Source organism: Sphaerisporangium rhizosphaerae, from assembly GCF_042665155.1.
GTDB classification, from domain to species: Bacteria; Actinomycetota; Actinomycetes; order Streptosporangiales; family Streptosporangiaceae; genus Sphaerisporangium; species Sphaerisporangium rhizosphaerae.
This window is the reverse complement of the sequence record NZ_JBHTCG010000003.1, coordinates 145,149-160,230: the sequence shown is the minus strand read 5'-3', so window position 1 is coordinate 160,230 and position 15,082 is coordinate 145,149. Positions and strand designations below refer to the sequence as shown.

General features: G+C 71.2%; 15 protein-coding genes and 1 pseudogene. 12 read left to right on the top strand and 4 right to left on the bottom strand.

The window, feature by feature from the left end; translation table 11 throughout:
• Positions 1 to 19: 19 nt before the first annotated feature.
• The 4 genes and pseudogenes from ACFQSB_RS05820 to ACFQSB_RS05805 all read left to right on the top strand — a co-directional run bounded on the left by ACFQSB_RS05820 (position 20) and on the right by ACFQSB_RS05805 (position 1,436).
• On the top strand, positions 20 to 229 hold the full coding sequence (locus ACFQSB_RS05820) for a hypothetical protein (RefSeq protein WP_380824727.1): 210 nt from the start codon (positions 20 to 22) through the stop codon (positions 227 to 229).
• Positions 222 to 842, top strand: a complete 621-nt coding sequence (locus ACFQSB_RS05815; RefSeq protein WP_380824725.1) for a DUF6879 family protein — start codon at positions 222 to 224, stop codon at positions 840 to 842. Before ACFQSB_RS05820 ends, ACFQSB_RS05815 begins: the two co-directional genes overlap by 8 nt.
• Positions 839 to 1,234, top strand: a pseudogene (locus tag ACFQSB_RS05810) (DUF6082 family protein); the annotation flags it as partial. The gene ACFQSB_RS05815 and the pseudogene ACFQSB_RS05810, both read left to right, overlap by 4 nt.
• Before the next feature lie 43 nt (positions 1,235 to 1,277).
• Positions 1,278 to 1,436 (top strand): hypothetical protein, encoded by a 159-nt coding sequence (locus tag ACFQSB_RS05805; protein WP_380824721.1) that lies wholly within the window; start codon positions 1,278 to 1,280, stop codon positions 1,434 to 1,436.
• 42 nt (positions 1,437 to 1,478) lie between these two features.
• On the opposite strand, the gene ACFQSB_RS05800 is transcribed toward ACFQSB_RS05805, so the two are convergent.
• A complete protein-coding gene (locus ACFQSB_RS05800; protein ID WP_354838269.1) occupies positions 1,479 to 1,934 on the bottom strand; it encodes an Lrp/AsnC family transcriptional regulator in 456 nt (151 codons plus the stop codon).
• A 117-nt stretch (positions 1,935 to 2,051) separates the two neighbouring features.
• Here ACFQSB_RS05800 and ACFQSB_RS05795 point away from each other — a divergent pair, with 117 nt between their 5' ends.
• Positions 2,052 to 2,972, top strand: coding sequence for an SMP-30/gluconolactonase/LRE family protein (locus ACFQSB_RS05795; protein WP_380824719.1), 921 nt, complete (start codon positions 2,052 to 2,054; stop codon positions 2,970 to 2,972).
• Position 2,973: 1 nt separating this feature from the next.
• Here the strand turns inward: ACFQSB_RS05795 and ACFQSB_RS05790 are convergent, their stop codons facing one another.
• Entirely contained in the window at positions 2,974 to 5,805 is a 2,832-nt protein-coding gene (locus ACFQSB_RS05790) for a YfhO family protein (RefSeq protein ID WP_380824718.1), read from the bottom strand.
• Positions 5,806 to 6,088: 283 nt separating this feature from the next.
• A complete protein-coding gene (locus tag ACFQSB_RS05785; protein WP_380824716.1) occupies positions 6,089 to 7,681 on the bottom strand; it encodes a flavin monoamine oxidase family protein in 1,593 nt (530 codons plus the stop codon).
• A gap of 271 nt (positions 7,682 to 7,952) precedes the next feature.
• On the opposite strand from ACFQSB_RS05785, the gene ACFQSB_RS05780 reads away from it, so the two are divergent.
• Entirely contained in the window at positions 7,953 to 8,531 is a 579-nt protein-coding gene (locus tag ACFQSB_RS05780) for a maltokinase N-terminal cap-like domain-containing protein (RefSeq protein ID WP_380824713.1), read from the top strand.
• A gap of 105 nt (positions 8,532 to 8,636) precedes the next feature.
• On the opposite strand, the gene ACFQSB_RS05775 is transcribed toward ACFQSB_RS05780, so the two are convergent.
• Positions 8,637 to 9,458 carry a class I SAM-dependent methyltransferase gene (locus ACFQSB_RS05775; protein ID WP_380824712.1) on the bottom strand — a complete coding sequence of 274 codons (822 nt, stop codon included), beginning with the start codon at positions 9,456 to 9,458 and terminating at the stop codon, positions 8,637 to 8,639.
• Positions 9,459 to 9,604: 146 nt separating this feature from the next.
• Between ACFQSB_RS05775 and ACFQSB_RS05770 the strand changes: the two genes are divergently transcribed.
• The 6 genes from ACFQSB_RS05770 to ACFQSB_RS05745 all read left to right on the top strand — a co-directional run bounded on the left by ACFQSB_RS05770 (position 9,605) and on the right by ACFQSB_RS05745 (position 14,835).
• Entirely contained in the window at positions 9,605 to 10,069 is a 465-nt protein-coding gene (locus ACFQSB_RS05770; RefSeq protein WP_380824711.1) for a VOC family protein, read from the top strand.
• 309 nt (positions 10,070 to 10,378) lie between these two features.
• Positions 10,379 to 10,975 (top strand): DUF6230 family protein, encoded by a 597-nt coding sequence (locus ACFQSB_RS05765; protein WP_380824710.1) that lies wholly within the window; start codon positions 10,379 to 10,381, stop codon positions 10,973 to 10,975.
• 116 nt (positions 10,976 to 11,091) lie between these two features.
• Positions 11,092 to 11,526: a DUF6114 domain-containing protein gene (locus ACFQSB_RS05760; protein WP_380824708.1), complete on the top strand. Its 435-nt coding sequence runs from the start codon at positions 11,092 to 11,094 to the stop codon at positions 11,524 to 11,526.
• A gap of 124 nt (positions 11,527 to 11,650) precedes the next feature.
• Entirely contained in the window at positions 11,651 to 12,664 is a 1,014-nt protein-coding gene (locus tag ACFQSB_RS05755; RefSeq protein ID WP_380824706.1) for a DNA polymerase ligase N-terminal domain-containing protein, read from the top strand.
• A 315-nt stretch (positions 12,665 to 12,979) separates the two neighbouring features.
• Positions 12,980 to 14,059, top strand: coding sequence for an ATP-binding cassette domain-containing protein (locus tag ACFQSB_RS05750; RefSeq protein WP_380824705.1), 1,080 nt, complete (start codon positions 12,980 to 12,982; stop codon positions 14,057 to 14,059).
• Positions 14,056 to 14,835 (top strand): ABC transporter permease, encoded by a 780-nt coding sequence (locus ACFQSB_RS05745; RefSeq protein WP_380824704.1) that lies wholly within the window; start codon positions 14,056 to 14,058, stop codon positions 14,833 to 14,835. Before ACFQSB_RS05750 ends, ACFQSB_RS05745 begins: the two co-directional genes overlap by 4 nt.
• Positions 14,836 to 15,082: the final 247 nt, after the last annotated feature.

Genomic DNA, 15,082 nt, shown 5'->3' with positions numbered 1-15,082 from the left:
TCGTAGAATCGGCAGGTCCATGCGTGAACTCGGAGGCACTGCCAACACTGATGGCTGTCCCGATATCTGGGAGATGGAGAACGGAGACATCGTCGTGGTCGGGCGGGACGTCACGGAAAGCCATGCGAACAGGCTTCCAGGCGATGTGACGGTTCGCGCCGACGAGCGTCTCGTAATGATCCCTCGACATCTCCTCATGGCGGCCAAACCGGACATCCCAGATGCTTGAGCAGCTCAGTGGCCTGCCCGCAGAAGTCCTCGACCTCACTTCCTACAGGAACGACTTCCAGGAGAACTTCTGGAGAGTCGACGCCTCATGGAAGTTGGAGCGGCAGATCACTTTCAAGGAGCCGTCCTCTCCGAGCTGGGTCGCCATGGCGGAAGGTCACTGGGAGAAGTCCCTGAGGCTCGCCGATGAACTGCGGGCCGCGAGGGCCGAGCACCAAAGGCAGCTCGACCGCCACGGAATCACCCAACGGCGCGTTCGATTCGTATGCGAGCCACCCACTTCCTACCTCCAATGGGAACTGCACCTGCTCATGATCTGGGCTGAGCTGGGTGAGGAGATCAGGATCCTGCCCGCGGACACGATCGCGCATCTGGAGACGCACTCGGCACTGCCCGAGGTAGTGGTGCTCGGGGACCGCTCCGGGCACCCGGTGATGTACGACATCACCTACACGGACGGGGTCCTCGCGGGTGCCCGCAAGTTCACCGACATCCATCTCGTCGCCTCCTGCCGCGACGAGATCAGAGATCACTGGCGTCAGGGAGAAGACCTCCTCCGGTACTTCCCGAAGAAGATCGCCGATCTTCCCCCGCCTGCCCCCCAAGGGGTATGAAGGGCGGTATGACCGTCCACAATCCTCGGCGCCACACGAAGCTCAGGCCACTACCCGGTTCACCATTCAGAGGCCATTTCATCCTATTCCTCACCGTCCTGCTCGTGCTTTTGGCAGTCGGTCTTGTCGTGCTCTCGCCCCTCGCGCTCGATCTCCTGGACGACGGTGGAGGATGGTCGCGAAGAAGCGAGATAGGACAGACTTATGGAGCGGCGGCCGCGCTCATCTCCGTTTTCGCACTGACCGCCATCACGGTATCTCTGGTGTTACAGGCACGTGAGGCCAAGCTCGCCCGCGAGCAGAGTTCGCGGACGACGCACAACGAGCTGATCACAATGGCGCTCGAAAATCCGGTCTACCGGGAGTGTTGGGGATCTTTCAGCGACGAGAAGGACGAGGAGTCCCCTCAAACAACAGCTCTACACGAACCTCATAGTGTCCTACTGGCAGACCAGATTCGAACTCGGCACCTTCTCCGAGACCCATCTCCGTCATGGTGCGACCGCCATATTCTCCGCCAGGCCGGGGAGGTCCACCCGCCCGTTGAGACGACGCCTGCATGAACCTACAGCGGAACAGGGTTCGTTCCATTGATGTGGACGGCGTGGCAAGTGAGCGGCGCGAGATGCCGTCCGCTCACCGTGGCATGTCCGGGGCGGGGACGTGGAGGGGGCGTTCGAAGAAGGTCTCCAGGGCGACGATGGTCTGGGTTCTGGCCACGCCGTCGACCTCGAAGAGTCTGCGCAGGACGTCCTGGAGGTCCTGGGTGCTCGCGGCCCTGATCTTGAGGAGGAGGGACGCGGGGCCGGCGATGACGTGGGCCTCCTCCACCTCGGGGATGGCGCTGAGCGCCTGGCGGGTGTCGCCCATCCACGTGGTGCCGTCGACCATCACGTACGCCAGGACGCCCCGGCCGGCGGCCACGGGATCGACGTCCACCGTCGTACGCCGGATGACGCCGCGTTCGCGCAGTTTGCGGACGCGCTCGTGGGCGGCGCCGCTGGACAGACCCACGGCCGCGCCCAGCGCGGCGTAGGAGCGGGTGGCGTCCTGCTGGAGAAGGCCGATCAGCGCCCTGTCGATGTCGTCCATGGGGGGACGCTATCACCCGACTCCCGAATCTCATCTTGTGTCTATGCAGGTTCATGAGACGAGATATCGATATAAGGCCGATTGACGATATGATGTTCGGTAGGCTTTGCTGGGGGCATGACGGAGACCATTCCCACCGAGCTGGAGGAGCTGGACGAGCGGTTCGCCACGGTCGGGGGCGACGAGCGCGTCGAGCGCATCTACCAGGGCTGCCGGTGGGCCGAAGGGCCGGTGTACGTGCCGGCGGGGCGCTATCTGCTGTGGAGCGACATCCCCAACGACCGCATGCTGCGCTGGGACGAGCTGACCGGCACCGTGGGGCCGTTCCGGACGCCGGCCGGGTACACCAACGGGCACACCCTCGACGCCCAGGGGCGGCTCATCTCCTGCGAGCAGGGGCGACGCCGGGTAACGCGCACCGAACACGACGGCTCGGTCACCACCATCGCCGACCGGTGGGAGGGCAAGCGGTTCAACAGCCCGAACGACGTGGTGGTGAAGTCCGACGGGTCCATCTGGTTCACCGACCCCTCCTACGGGATCACCAGCGACTACGAGGGTCACCGGGCCGACAGCGAGATCGGGGCCGACCAGGTGTACCGCGCCGACCCGGTCACGGGCGAGGTGCGGGTGGTGGCGGACGACTTCGTCCGGCCCAACGGGCTGGCGTTCTCGCTGGACGAGCGGCTGCTGTACGTCGTGGACACCCGGCGCAAGCACCTGCGGGTGTTCGACGTGCACGACGACGGCACGCTGACCGGCGGGAAGGTGCTCGCCGAATGCACGGCCGGCTCGTTCGACGGCATCCGGCTGGACGACACCGGCCGCATCTGGGCGGCGACCCACGAAGGGGTGCACTGCTTCGCCCCCGACGGCACGCTCATCGGGAAGCTGCGCCTGCCGGAGAAGACCTCCAACCTGGTCTTCGGCGGGCTCAAGCGCAACTGGCTGTTCATGACCGCCTCGACCTCGGTGTACGCCATCATGCTCAACGTCCGCGGAGCCCGCCCCGCCTACGCCGCACCGGCCGGCGGGTGACCTACGCCTGATCGTCCCGCGTCCGGCGTCGTCGGCGACGGACCGCGAAGTCGCGCCCGTCCGCGAGGTGATGCCCGTCTGGGTTTGGGGTGCTCGTTCGCGCGGTGGTGCCTATGAGCAGGGCCGCGCCCGTCAGCAGGGCGGCCGTGGTGGCCGCGAGACCGAGTCGCAGGCCGGGCGGAGTGAAGGAGCAGCTCAGCGAGGTGGCCGTGCCGTCGAGCGGGACGGCGAGCAGGCCGAGATGGCGCCGCACGGGACGGGGCGGGGCGCCGTCGAGCGAGCAGGTCCAGCCGCGGATCGCCGGGACCGCCACGACGGCCGTCCCGGTGCTGCCGGCCGGCAGTGTGGCGCTGAGCGTGTGACCGGAGACGCGGACGCTCGTGGCGCCGGTGGCCCGCAGGTCGCGCACGGCGGCGGCCAGGCGGCGGACGTCCAGGCAACCGAGCGCCTGGCGGGGCACGCTGCCCGGCAGGCCCGGCCGGAGCTTGACCTTGAGCCTGCCCGTCATGGGCACCGTGCCGAGCCGGTGGACCGGGGCCCGGGTCTGTCCGGCGATGCCGGCGAAGCGCACCGGCTCGTTCCCAGCGAGGGTCACGCTGCCGGAGAACTCGGGACCGTAGAGGTAGACCTCCTCGCCGGGACGGCAGGTGGCGCGCAGAACGTAGGGGTAGGAGGCGCTGGGAACGCGGTCCGGCACGGTCGTCAGCGCTCCGTGGGCGTCCGCCGGCAGGTCGGCGCCGTCCACGGTGAGGTAACGCACGTCCGGCACGTCGTACACCGGCCTGCCCAGCAGGAGTTCCTGATTGCGGAACGGCGAGGCGCCGTACCGGGGGACGGCGGACGAGGGCGGGCGCACGGTGACCAGCGGCGCGGCCAGGGTCCGGGTGAGGGTGACCTGGGGGACGCCCGCGCTCGGCGACGACGGGAGCGCCGGGCCGGTGGGGAGGGTGGAGCGGGCGCGGGCGCCGATCGCGAGGACGGCGTCGGTGACCGGGTTGTCGAGGCTCCTCGGCGAACGGCCGCGTGAGGTCCAGCCGAAGCCGAGATGGCCGAGCGTGTCGATCAGCGCCGTGGAGGTCAGGCTGCTGTAGTACTGCGCGCCCTCGCCGCCGACGAACTGCGGATCGTTGCCGCTCACCTGCGCCTGGCCGGGCTCGGTACGGTACGCGGGCCAGGCGTCGGCCGAGGTCACGGCCGCCCTCAGCCGTTCGTGCCACGGCCCCCAGGCGGCGTGGGAGTCGAGGTGGCCGGCCCGCTTGACGTCGATCGTCGACACGTTGGCGGCCGCCTCGACGGTCTGAACGGCGGCCAGCCCGGCCAGCGCCGCCCCGGCCACGCCCCGGCGCACCCGGACGAGCGCCGGACGCGGCCAGGCGTCCAGGCCTGGATGGCGGGTGAGCACGATCATGCCGTACAGCACGGCGCCCGCGGCGGCCGTGGCGGCGGTGCGCTCGATCATGTCAGGGGTGAGCCGGTCCCAGCCGGACGCGGTGAACACGATGGCCGCCAGCAGCGCCGTCCCCGCGGCCAGGGCGCGCGGGGAGGGCACGCCGCGCGAGAACGACGTCCAGCCGGCGAGCACGAGCAGGCCGCACAGGACGAACGCCTCACGGTAGAAGCTGCCGTTGGGGCTGGTGAAGGCGTACCAGATCCGGACCGTCGGCTGCCACAGCATCGAGCCCAGGACGGCGAGGGTCGCGGCCGTCCACACCGCGCGGGCGCGCACCGGCACGGCCGGGTTGAAGGGCAGCGTGAGCGCCGCGAAGAGCACGAAGGTACCGACGTACAGCGCGGGCGAGCTGAACTGGTAACCGCCCGGGAGCAGGCGGCCGAGCAGCACCTCCGCGCCGGGCGGGACGAACGGCCTCGGCGCGACCGGCCAGGCGTCCTTGGCCGCGAAGTAGACCACCAGGACGACCGGTGCGGCCAGCCCGGTGCCGAGGACGGCGTACAGCGCGGCGCGGACGACCCCGCGCGACCTGCCTCGCAGATCGGACCGCTCGGACCGCTCGGACGACCCGGACCTCTCGGATGACCTGGACGGCTCGGATGACCTGAACGGCTCGGGCGGGTCGGAGGCCAGTCGGATGAGGAGCAGGACGGCGGCGCCGATCGTCGCGAAGTAGGCGGTGTAGAAGTCGCACACCCAGCAGAAGGCCACGAACACGACGCCGAGCACCGGGCGGCGTCCCGCCAGTGCCCACTCGGCGACCAGGCAGAGCAGGGGGAAGGCGATGAGGCCGTCGAGCCACATGGGGTTGTAGACGGCGTCGGTCACGGCCCACCCGCACAGGCCGTACGCGGCGCCGAAGACCGCCGCCGCGCCGGAGCGGAGATGGCGGCGCACGGTGAGACCGCGCAGGTACCACGCCATGATCCCGGCCGCGACGGCGATCTTCGCCACCGTGACCACGTACACGGCGAGGTCCACTCGCGCCCGGGGGAACAGCGCCACCAGCAGCGAGAACGGGCTGGCCAGGTAATAGAACAGGTCCGGGAGATAGCTGGAACCCAGGCCGGAGGCCCAGTTCACGAACAGGTCGCCGCGCGCGTGGCCGTGCAGCACGTCCCAGAAGTAGCCGTAGAACGGGACGTACTGGTTGCCGAGGTCGCTGACTCCGCGAGCGGTGGCACCGAAGGGGAAGAACCCGGCGGCGGCGTCGCCCGCGCACAGGCCCACGACGGCCGGCAGCGCGGCCATCACCGCCGCCGCGGCGCGGGGGCCGACGGCACGCGCTCCGGTCTTGATGTGCTCCCGGCGGGTGGCCTCCTGGTTCCCTTGCCCGCGCGCGGAATCGAGGTCGGGCGGGTGCTGGACTTCCTGGGCGGTCAAGAGTCCTCACGGCGTCGGGGAGGTCGAAGGTCGCGGCCGGGCTCTGGCCAGACGGCACCCTAACCGATCATCGTCCGCGGACGGCGAGGTGTTCACGAACGTTCACCCGCTGGTCAGCATGCGAGACCGCCCGAGGCGCCCATCGCACCGACCCGCCGACCCGGCGCGGTCCCCTCCAGCAAACCGGGGATGGAGAGCCGCGCCGGCGGACTTCTGTGGCCGCCCCCCGGCCCGGGCGGGGAGGGAGCCCGGGCGGGGAGCGGTGTTGCGGGGGCGCGGGCGGTCAGTGGGCGAGGACGCGTTGGTGGAGGTCGGTGACGGTCTTTCTGGCCGACTCCAGGGCGCCGGCCTGCCAGGCGATGAGGTAGCTGAGCCAGTCGCCCGCGAAGTGGACGTGGCCGGCCGGCCTGTTGAGAAGCTGGTAGGCGCCCGTGCGGGACGGCCAGCCGACCCAGGCTCCCTCGATGAACGGCTGGCGCTTCCACGACACCGAGACGGAGGTGACCAGCTCGTCGCGGTACTTGGCGCCGTGGATCTTCATGCCCTGCTCGATGGCGCGTTTCTCCCGTTCGGCGTGCGGGAGCGCGGCGTAGGCGTCCTGGTTGGCGCCGTTGTTGTAGTAGCCGATGACCAGGCCGCGCCGCTTGCCGTACCCGTAGGAGGGGTACCAGACGACCGACAGGTCGAGGTCGGTGTTGGTGATGCCGCCGTAGATGTTCTCGTCGGTCTCCCACCAGCGGCGGCGGTACTCCAGGCCGATCTTGCCGGATGAGGTGACGGTCGGCGTCGCAAGGGCCGCCTGGACGTCCGGGCCGAGGTTGTGCGGGGTCCTGGCGAGCAGGTGCGGCGGCATGGCGGCCACGCAGAAGTCGCCCTTGACGGTGCGGACCTTGCCGTTCTTGTCCTGGTACTCGATCTCGACGCCGTTCGGCAGGTCGGTGATCCTGGTGACCTTCGACCGCAGCCAGATCTTGTGCCTGCCGATGGCCTCGGCGAACGCCTTGGGGATGGCGTCCATGCCGCCGACCGGCTGGAACATCAGCATCGCCTGGTCGTAGCCGAGCTCGAAGGAGAAGCGCTGGCCGACGCCGCTGGCGAGCACGTCCGACAGGGACGGGACGGGGCCGAGGGGGACGCCCGGCTGCTCCCCCGCGCCGGGGTCGGTGCTGTACCCGCGGCGGTCGCCGCTGCCGGTGTAGGCGTATCCGTTGGCCTTGGTGCCGATCGCGCCGAAGCCGCGCAGGAAGGTGAGGAGCCGGTCCTTGTCCTGCGCGGTCAGCTTGGCGTCGAGCGCGCCGCCGTCGGTGGCGGTGGCGAGCAGTTCGGAGATGTAGCCGTAGACGTCCGCCTTCGCGGTGCGCCAGGTGACCGGGGCGGTCATCCCGGCCGAGGCGTTGAAGATGTAGGTCTGCGCGTTGGAGTTGGTGAACACTTCCAGGTCGACGCCCAGCTCGCGGCAGTAGTCCATGGTGACCATCCACTGCGCGAGCCGCGCCGGGCCGGCGTTCATGTAGATGCCATCGGAGAAGCGGGCGATCTGGGTGGACCCGTCGAGCTCGGTGATCCGGTCGCCTCCCCTGATGGTCCAGTTGCGGCCGCCGACCCGGTCGAGCGCTTCCAGGACGGTGCAGTCGTATCCCGCCTTGCCCAGTTCGTAGGCGGTGGCGAGGCCGGCGACGCCCGCGCCGAGGACGATCACCTTCTTCGCCCCTCTGCCGGTGAGGGTGAAGTCGGACGGCCGGGGCGGGTCGAACCGGGTGCGGCTCGCCGCCTCGGCCGTGGGCGCGAGTCCGAGCGCGCCCATCGTGGCCAGGAGTGCGCCGGCGCCGCCCGAGGCACCGACGGCGGTGAGGAATCCACGCCTGCTGTAGTCCACAGACACCTCCAAGATCTCTGGAGGCAAGTGTGGGCGTGATCTATTGCCATGATCCGACGATCACGTTTCGTCCGTATTTCTCCGCATATTGGCGGTTTGTCGCGGCGTGCCGCCTCGGGGAGCGGGTCCCTCGCCGGTGCGCCATGGGTGCCGTCCCGGACGTCTCCGCCGGTGACACCCGGATACCGAAAGGTGCTGGAATAGGGAGCGTTTCGGAAGGGCGCCCTCCCGCTGGAGGACGGGCCCACCCCCTGCGCGTGAGGAAGTACGCATGGCCTTCATCCACCACACCACCATGACGCCCACCAAGCTGGAGTTGCTCGCCGGGTGGTTGCCCAAGCAGAGCTGGTACGTGGGCGAGGCGGGAACGCCGGAGCCGGTCAGGGCCGGCGGGTTCCGCCTGGACGATCCGGAGGGCGCGGTCGGCATCGAGTTCATGGTCGTGGTGGACGCCGCCGGACGGGAACCGGTCGCGTATCTGGTGCCGATGGGGTACCGCGACGCGGCGCTGGAGGAGGTTACCGGCGAGGCGCTGATCGGCACCTCCGAGCACGGGGTGCTCGGCACCCGCTGGATCTACGACGGCGTGCACGACCCGGTGGTGATGGCGCGGTTGCGCGCCCTGCTGCGCGGCGAGGCGATCCCGCAGCACCAGAGCCAGAGCGACACCCCGGACCCGACCGTCACCGTGCACGCGACCGCCCCTGGCGATGGGGGCGAGGTTCGGGTCAACCGCGTCCTGCGACCGGCGGATGCCGCGCGGAGCCTGCCCGGAGACCTCGTCGCCGGGTGGACCTGGCCGGACGGGACGACCGCACGGGGAGTCTTCGCGACCGTCGAGCCGCGGTGAAGGTCGTGCGGCGCCCGTGACCTTCTCGGTCCACGTCTACCGCGCCAGATCGCCGGACCGGGCGACCGTTACCTCCGCCATCGCCTTCGTCGCCACGTCGCCGGGTCAGCGGGTGGCGGAGGTGAGGAGGGCGGCGGCGGGGAGGGTGGCGCGGCCGTCCTCGGTGAGGTGGGGGGCGAGGATGGCGTGGTAGGCGGCTTTCACGCGTTCGATGGTGGCCGGGTTCTGCCGGGCGATCACGGCGGCGGTGCGGGCGGTTCCGGTGAGGATGGCGGTCCACCACTCCTCCGGGTCGACCGTGTGCTCCCATTCCAGCGTCCGCGCGCGCACCTCGGTGTACCCGGCGTCCTGGAGCAGCCCCGCGAACGACTCCGGGGTGCCGTACGCCTGGAAGGGGGACTTCTCGGGGACGTCGGCGGGCCGGGGCACCCCCACCGCGGCGACCGCCTCGTCGAAGACGACGGTGGCGCGCATCTTGGGGTAGTACCAGGAGGTCAGCGCCACCCTGCCGCCTGGGCGGACGACGCGGCGCAGTTCGCGTACGGCGGCGCGCGGGTCGCCGACGTGGTTGATGACGAGGTTGCCGACGGCGGCGTCGAACTCTCCGTCCCCGAACGGCAGGACCGGGAGGATCGCGTGCTCGACCCGCACGCCGGGCAGGCGCCGCGCGGTGGCCGCGACCATCTCGGGCTCGGCGTCGGCGGCCGTCACCTCCGCTCCCCGGGCCAGCGCCGCCGCGCTCACCCCGCCGGGGCCGCAGCCGACGTCCAGGACGCGGCTGCCGGCGCCGACCCGCGCCTCGTCCAGCACCGGTTCGATCAGGCGGGCGGTCAGCACCGCGACGCCCTGCTTGTACGCCTCGCTGCGGCCCCGCCAGCCGGCCCGCTCGAAGGCGTCGAACGCGACGGCGAGCTCCTCTCGTCCCATGCTCACCAGTATCGCCCGGCCACGCCGAGTGCGGCTTCCGTGAGCATGCGGCATCACACTGGGGTATCGCGGCGTGCGCGGACGATATCGGTGACGCCGACGCCCACGATGACCTTGCTCGACGACATGACGGAAGGCGGATCACGATGACCGAGACCCATGACGCGAAGGCCGAGCCCGGAGAGACCGTCGAGGACGCCGCGCCGACGGGCGTCACGCTGCCCGTACGTCCTGGGGCGTATCTGCTCGAACTGGTGCCGGTGCCCGTCTCCGACATCGACCGGGCCAAGGCGTTCTACGCCGACAAGCTGGGTTTCGCGGTGGACGTCGACGTCCGGCCGGCGGAGGGGGTGCGGGTCGTCCAGCTGACCCCGCCCGGCTCCGCCTGCTCGATCACCCTGACCGAGGGCCTTCCGATGGCCGACATGCCGGCCGGCTCGCTGCGCGCCCTGCACCTGGTGGTGAGCGACATCGAGCAGGCACGCGCGGCGCTCATCGCGCGCGGCGCGGAGGTGGGCCCCGTCGAGGACATGGGCGGCGTCTACTACGCCTTCTTCGCCGACCCGGACGGCAACACCTGGACGCTCCAGCACATGCCGTGGCGCGCCTGACACCGGTCGCGGACATCGGGCGTGGCGACCTGGACGGCGGAGCGCGGGCCGCCAGGCTCGCGGCCGGGGCGACGTCCGGGCCGGCCCGTGGGGCGCCGGGGGCCGCGTCAGGGGTAGCCCAGAGCCCTGTCAAGATCTTTTCCTTCCGGGCCCATTTCTCGCCCACCGGCCGCTGATCAGCGCAAACGTACGACGATATCCGGCGTGGCCGGTTGATCGGAGGAGCGGCTGATCCTCATGCTCGCCTGGTAGCCGTGCCGATCGTCACGGCAGGTGTCCGTCAGCTTGCCGGCGACATGGAGTGTGGCCATGCGTGAACAGGGTCGCGTACGGTGGAAGCGCTTCGCGATGATCTTCATCCCCGCGACGGCCGCGGCGACGATGCTGGTCGGCGCCACCGTGCAGGGCGCCGTCGGCGCGTCGTTCGTCGTCGCCGGGACGCCGATCAAGTCGTCGGCCGACCTGGTCAAGGCGTTCGGGGACGAGGAGTTCGGCGGCTTCGTGGAGACCAAGGACGGGCAGAAGATCCCCGTCTACATCGTCGCCAGCGGGCGCCTCGAGACCTTCAACCTGTGCCAGAGCTACCTGCTGAACACCCCGATCGGGCCGGTGACCGTGCGGACCACCGCCGGGAACGACGGGCGGCCGGTCGTCGCCATCCGCCAGGTCATCAAGACGACCATGATCGCCGGCGATGTCACCTACACCGGCATCGAACTCGGCCGCGACGCCAGCACGCTGGACCAGATCCCCGGCATCACCGGCCCGCCGGGAACGCCCGGCGTGCAGGCGCCGAAGGTCGTCTCGCGCAACAACCGGCAGGTCTTCCTGGCGCTCAGCGCCGCACGGCTCGACCTGCCCAACCTGACGCTCCGAGTCCTGCTGGGCGATCACGAGTGCTTCTGACGACCGATGACCGCCACCCCCTGCCCGAGCGCCCGGGCCCGCACGGGACGCCCGGCGTGAACGACGCTCCCGGCGCCCCCGGGGCTCCCGCCGCACGGCCGCGAGGGCGGGCGGCGATGAGGGCGTGGCGGCGTTCGCGGCCGTTCTGGGGCGGCCTGCTCACCCTGCTGGCCGGGGTGGAACTCATCAGCCTGCCCTTCTCGCTGGACGCGCTACCGCTGATCGTCCACTCGGTGGAGGCGGGGCTGGCGTACCTGCTCTCGATCACGATGATCGCCCTCGGCGTGCTGATCGTCTTCCAGCCGGCGCAGCGCGTGTTCCTGGGCGTCGTGGCGATCCTGCTGTCGATCGCCTCGGTCGTCTACGTCAACGTCGGCGGCTTCCTGCTGGGGATGGTCCTCGGGCTGCTCGGGGGCGCGCTGACCGCCGCCTGGACCCCCGTCCCGCACGACCCGGCCGCCGCCGTCCCGCAGGACGCGCCTGGCGCGCCGCCCGCCGGACCCGAGGTCCCCGATCCGCGGAAGGAGCCGGCGGCCGGGGCCGAAAGCTGACCGGCGGGGCATGGTCGAGGGCCGTCCCGGCGGCGTGGTCGAAGGCCGACCCGGCTGGACGGGATCGACGCCCGGACAGGCGATACGGAGGTGCGCGCCGCCCGAGTGTGGGTAATAACCGGCAATGCCGGCCGACAAGCTCGACACCTACCGGAGCAAGCGCGACGCCGCCCGCACCCCCGAACCCGTCCCCGAGCCCGGGCCGCCGCCCACCGGGAACGACGACACCTTCGTCATCCAGGAGCACCACGCCCGCCGGCTGCACTGGGACCTGCGGCTGGAGCGCGACGGCGTGCTGGTGTCGTGGGCGATCCCGAAGTGCCTGCCGCTGGACCGCACGCCGAACCACCTGGCCGTGCACACCGAGGACCACCCGCTGGAGTACGCGACGTTCGAGGGCGAGATCGCCGCGGGCGAGTACGGCGGCGGGCTGATGCTCATCTGGGACCGGGGCACCTACGAGACCGAGAAGTGGACCGACCGCGAGATCAAGTTCGTGCTGCACGGCTCCCGGTCCTCGGGCCGGTACGTGCTGTTCCCGACCGACGGCAAGAACTGGATGATCCACCGGATGGACCCGCCGCCGCGGGAGGGGCTGCCGCCCGCCGACGGCCTGCGTCCCATGCTCGCGGAGGACCGCAAGCGGCCGCCCCGCGACCAGGAGGCGTACGGCTTCGAGTTCGACCTCGGCGGCACCCGCGCCCTGGCGATCCTGGGCGAGGGCAAGGCGCGCTTCATCGGCGCGGACGGCGTGCCGCTCACCCCGCGGACCACTCCCGGCCTGGAGGAGCTCGCCGGTCTGGGCAAGGCCGCCTGGGGCCTGCCCGCCGTGCTGGACGGCCGGATCGCCGAGGTCGGCGGCACCGTGATCTACATGATCTTCGACGTGCTGCGGCTCAACACCGGTGACCTGCTCGGCAGGTCCTACCGCGACCGGCGCAGGACGCTGGACCACCTGTCCCTGCGCGACCGCCACTGGCAGCCGACCCCGTGGTTCCCCGGCGACGGCGAGGCCGTGCTGAAGGTGGCCGGGGACCAGGGCATCCCGGCCGTCCTCGCCAAGCGCCTCGACAGCCCCTACCTGCCCGGCGCCCGCTCCCCGTACTGGCTCCGCGTCCCCCTGGAAACCGGCGGCTGACGGCGCCCCCCGGACGTCCGTACCGGCCGGACGCGCGGGCGGGCGGGCAGCCCTCGGATCTTTTTTCGCCTTTTCCCTGTCCCGCCGGGAAAGAGCAGGTCAGAGGGGTCCGCGGCGGAGGAATTCGCCACCGCGACGGCCTTTTCCCGAATGGCGGTGAAAGGCGTTCCCGCAGGTGGCGGCCGTATGTGAATGCGACGTTCATGTTTGCCAGTTCCGGCCGGGCCGGTCGAAGATGAATCATCACCGAAACACCCCCGGCCGGGGTTCTCTCGCCATGCCCGTGAACGCCCGCAACCCCTTGAGGAGGGGACGATGATCCATGCCCGAGGACTGACCCGGCGGTTCACGGCGCGACGCCGTACCGTCGAGGCCGTCCGCGGTATCGACCTCGACGTGGAGCCCGGACAGCTGGTGGCCTTCCTCGGCCCGAACGGCGCCGGGAAGTCCACCAGCCTGCGCATGCTGACCACCTTGCTGCCCCCGACCTCGGGGACCGCGACCGTCGCCGGCCGCGACGTGGTGTCCGACCCCGCCGGGGTGCGCGCCCGCATCGGGTACGTGGGGCAGAGGAACAGCGCCGGCGAGAGCTTCCGCGTCCGCGACGAGCTGGTCACGCAGGGACGCTGCTACGGCCTGCCCGTCCCGGTGGCGCGGCGGCGGGCCGACGAGGTGCTCGGGATGCTGGAGCTCGAGGCGCTGGCCGACCGCCGGCCGGGCACCCTGTCCGGCGGGCAGCGCCGGCGTCTGGACATCGCCCTCGGGCTGGTCCACCGGCCCGAGCTGCTCTTCATGGACGAGCCGACGACCGGGCTCGACCCGCGCGGGCGCGCCGACATCTGGCGGCACATCCTGCGCCTGCGCGCCGAGCACGGCACGACGCTGTTCATGAGCACCCACTACCTGGAGGAGGCCGACAGCATGGCCGAGCGGGTGGTGATCATCGACCGTGGCCGGATCATCGCCGACGGGACGGCGGAGAAGCTCAAGAGCGACCTGGCCGGCGACCGCATCACCGTGACCTGCGCGTCCGAGCAGGACGCCGCGCGGGCCGCGGTCACCGCCGAGCGCGTCGCCGGCCCCGAGGGGGTCGGCGTGTCCGGGACGGCCGTCGAGATCCGGGTGCCGCACGCCGCCGTGGCGCTGCCGGCGTACCTGCGGACGCTGGAGGAGGCGGGCGTGCGAGTGGCCGCCGCCGAGACGGCCCGGCCCACGCTCGACGACGTGTTCCTCGCGCTCACCGGGCGCACCCTGCTCGAGAGCGACGATGCCGGCCACGGCCCCACGGCGGGGCCGGCCGGGTCCGCCGATCAGGACGGCCCGAAGGACCATCAGGACCATCAGGACCAGAACGGGCGCGACGGCCGGGACGGCCGGAAGGAGGGATGGGCATGAGCCGGCGTTTCTTCCAGGACACCCGCACTGTCTTCGTCCGGGAGATCGTCCCCGCGCTGCGCGAACCGTACAGCACGGTCTTCGCCATGGCGCAGCCGCTGCTGCTGCTGTTCCTGTTCGGCCCGCTGCTCGCGGGCACGACGGGCCAGGGCGGGTGGGCCGGAGCCGAAGGGGCGACCTCGCCGTGGCAGTGGTTCGTGCCCGGGACGCTCATCATGATGTGCCTGTCCGGGCCGATGCTGGCCGGATACTCGCTGCTCATAGAGCTGCTGGGCGGCTCGATGGAGCGGATGCTCGTCACCCCGCTCAACCGCGCGGCGATGCTGGTCGGGCGCATTCTGAAGGAGTTCGTGATCCTGCTGGCCCAGGCGGCGGTGCTCATCGGCCTCGCGGTGCCGCTCGGCCTGCGGCTGCCCGTGGCGGGCGTGCTGGCCGCACTGGCGCTGCTGATCGTGTTCGGCACGGGGCTCGGCTCGCTGTCGTTCGTGCTGGCGATCGCCTCCCAGCCCAGCGGGCAGCTGTTCTGGGCGGTCACGCAGGTGGTGGCGTTCCCGCTCATGTTGCTGTCGGGCGTGCTGCTGCCGATCGACCACGGGCCGGCCTGGCTGCGGACGGCCGCCGCGCTGAACCCGGTGACCTACGTCGTCGAGGCGGAACGGGCGCTGTTCGCGGGACGGTTCGCCGACCTGTCGGTGCTGTACGGGGTGGCCGCCGCGGCCGCCGTCGCCGCGATCGGCCTGACGTGGGGCACCCGCGCCATGCGACGCGGGGTGTGAGAGGTAGAGTCGCGAGTGTTCGACCGGACAGAGGGCCGCGCCGGTTCGACCGGCTGCGCAGGGCCGAGTTGGACGCGCGCTTCCCCGGCCTGCCGGCCCTGGTCCTCGCCGAGGAGACAGCCTCGCCAGCGGCGCCACAGGCCTAGACCTTCCCACCCGATCATGGCGCTGACCAGCGAGGACGTGTGAGCAAAGCCACTGCGTCCCTGACACCATTTCACACGGCGTTCATAAACGGGCAACAGCT

Bases quoted from the DNA above. Each gene is read 5' to 3' on its own strand.
- ACFQSB_RS05820 (WP_380824727.1), top strand. From the start codon at position 20: ATGCGTGAACTCGGAGGCACTGCCAACACTGATGGCTGTCCCGATATC.
- ACFQSB_RS05815 (WP_380824725.1), top strand. From the start codon at position 222: ATGCTTGAGCAGCTCAGTGGCCTGCCCGCAGAAGTCCTCGACCTCACT.
- ACFQSB_RS05800 (WP_354838269.1), bottom strand. From the start codon at position 1,934: ATGGACGACATCGACAGGGCGCTGATCGGCCTTCTCCAGCAGGACGCC.
- ACFQSB_RS05795 (WP_380824719.1), top strand. From the start codon at position 2,052: ATGACGGAGACCATTCCCACCGAGCTGGAGGAGCTGGACGAGCGGTTC.
- ACFQSB_RS05780 (WP_380824713.1), top strand. From the start codon at position 7,953: ATGGCCTTCATCCACCACACCACCATGACGCCCACCAAGCTGGAGTTG.
- ACFQSB_RS05775 (WP_380824712.1), bottom strand. From the start codon at position 9,458: ATGGGACGAGAGGAGCTCGCCGTCGCGTTCGACGCCTTCGAGCGGGCC.
- ACFQSB_RS05770 (WP_380824711.1), top strand. From the start codon at position 9,605: ATGACCGAGACCCATGACGCGAAGGCCGAGCCCGGAGAGACCGTCGAG.
- ACFQSB_RS05765 (WP_380824710.1), top strand. From the start codon at position 10,379: ATGCGTGAACAGGGTCGCGTACGGTGGAAGCGCTTCGCGATGATCTTC.
- ACFQSB_RS05760 (WP_380824708.1), top strand. From the start codon at position 11,092: ATGAGGGCGTGGCGGCGTTCGCGGCCGTTCTGGGGCGGCCTGCTCACC.
- ACFQSB_RS05755 (WP_380824706.1), top strand. From the start codon at position 11,651: ATGCCGGCCGACAAGCTCGACACCTACCGGAGCAAGCGCGACGCCGCC.
- ACFQSB_RS05750 (WP_380824705.1), top strand. From the start codon at position 12,980: ATGATCCATGCCCGAGGACTGACCCGGCGGTTCACGGCGCGACGCCGT.
- ACFQSB_RS05745 (WP_380824704.1), top strand. From the start codon at position 14,056: ATGAGCCGGCGTTTCTTCCAGGACACCCGCACTGTCTTCGTCCGGGAG.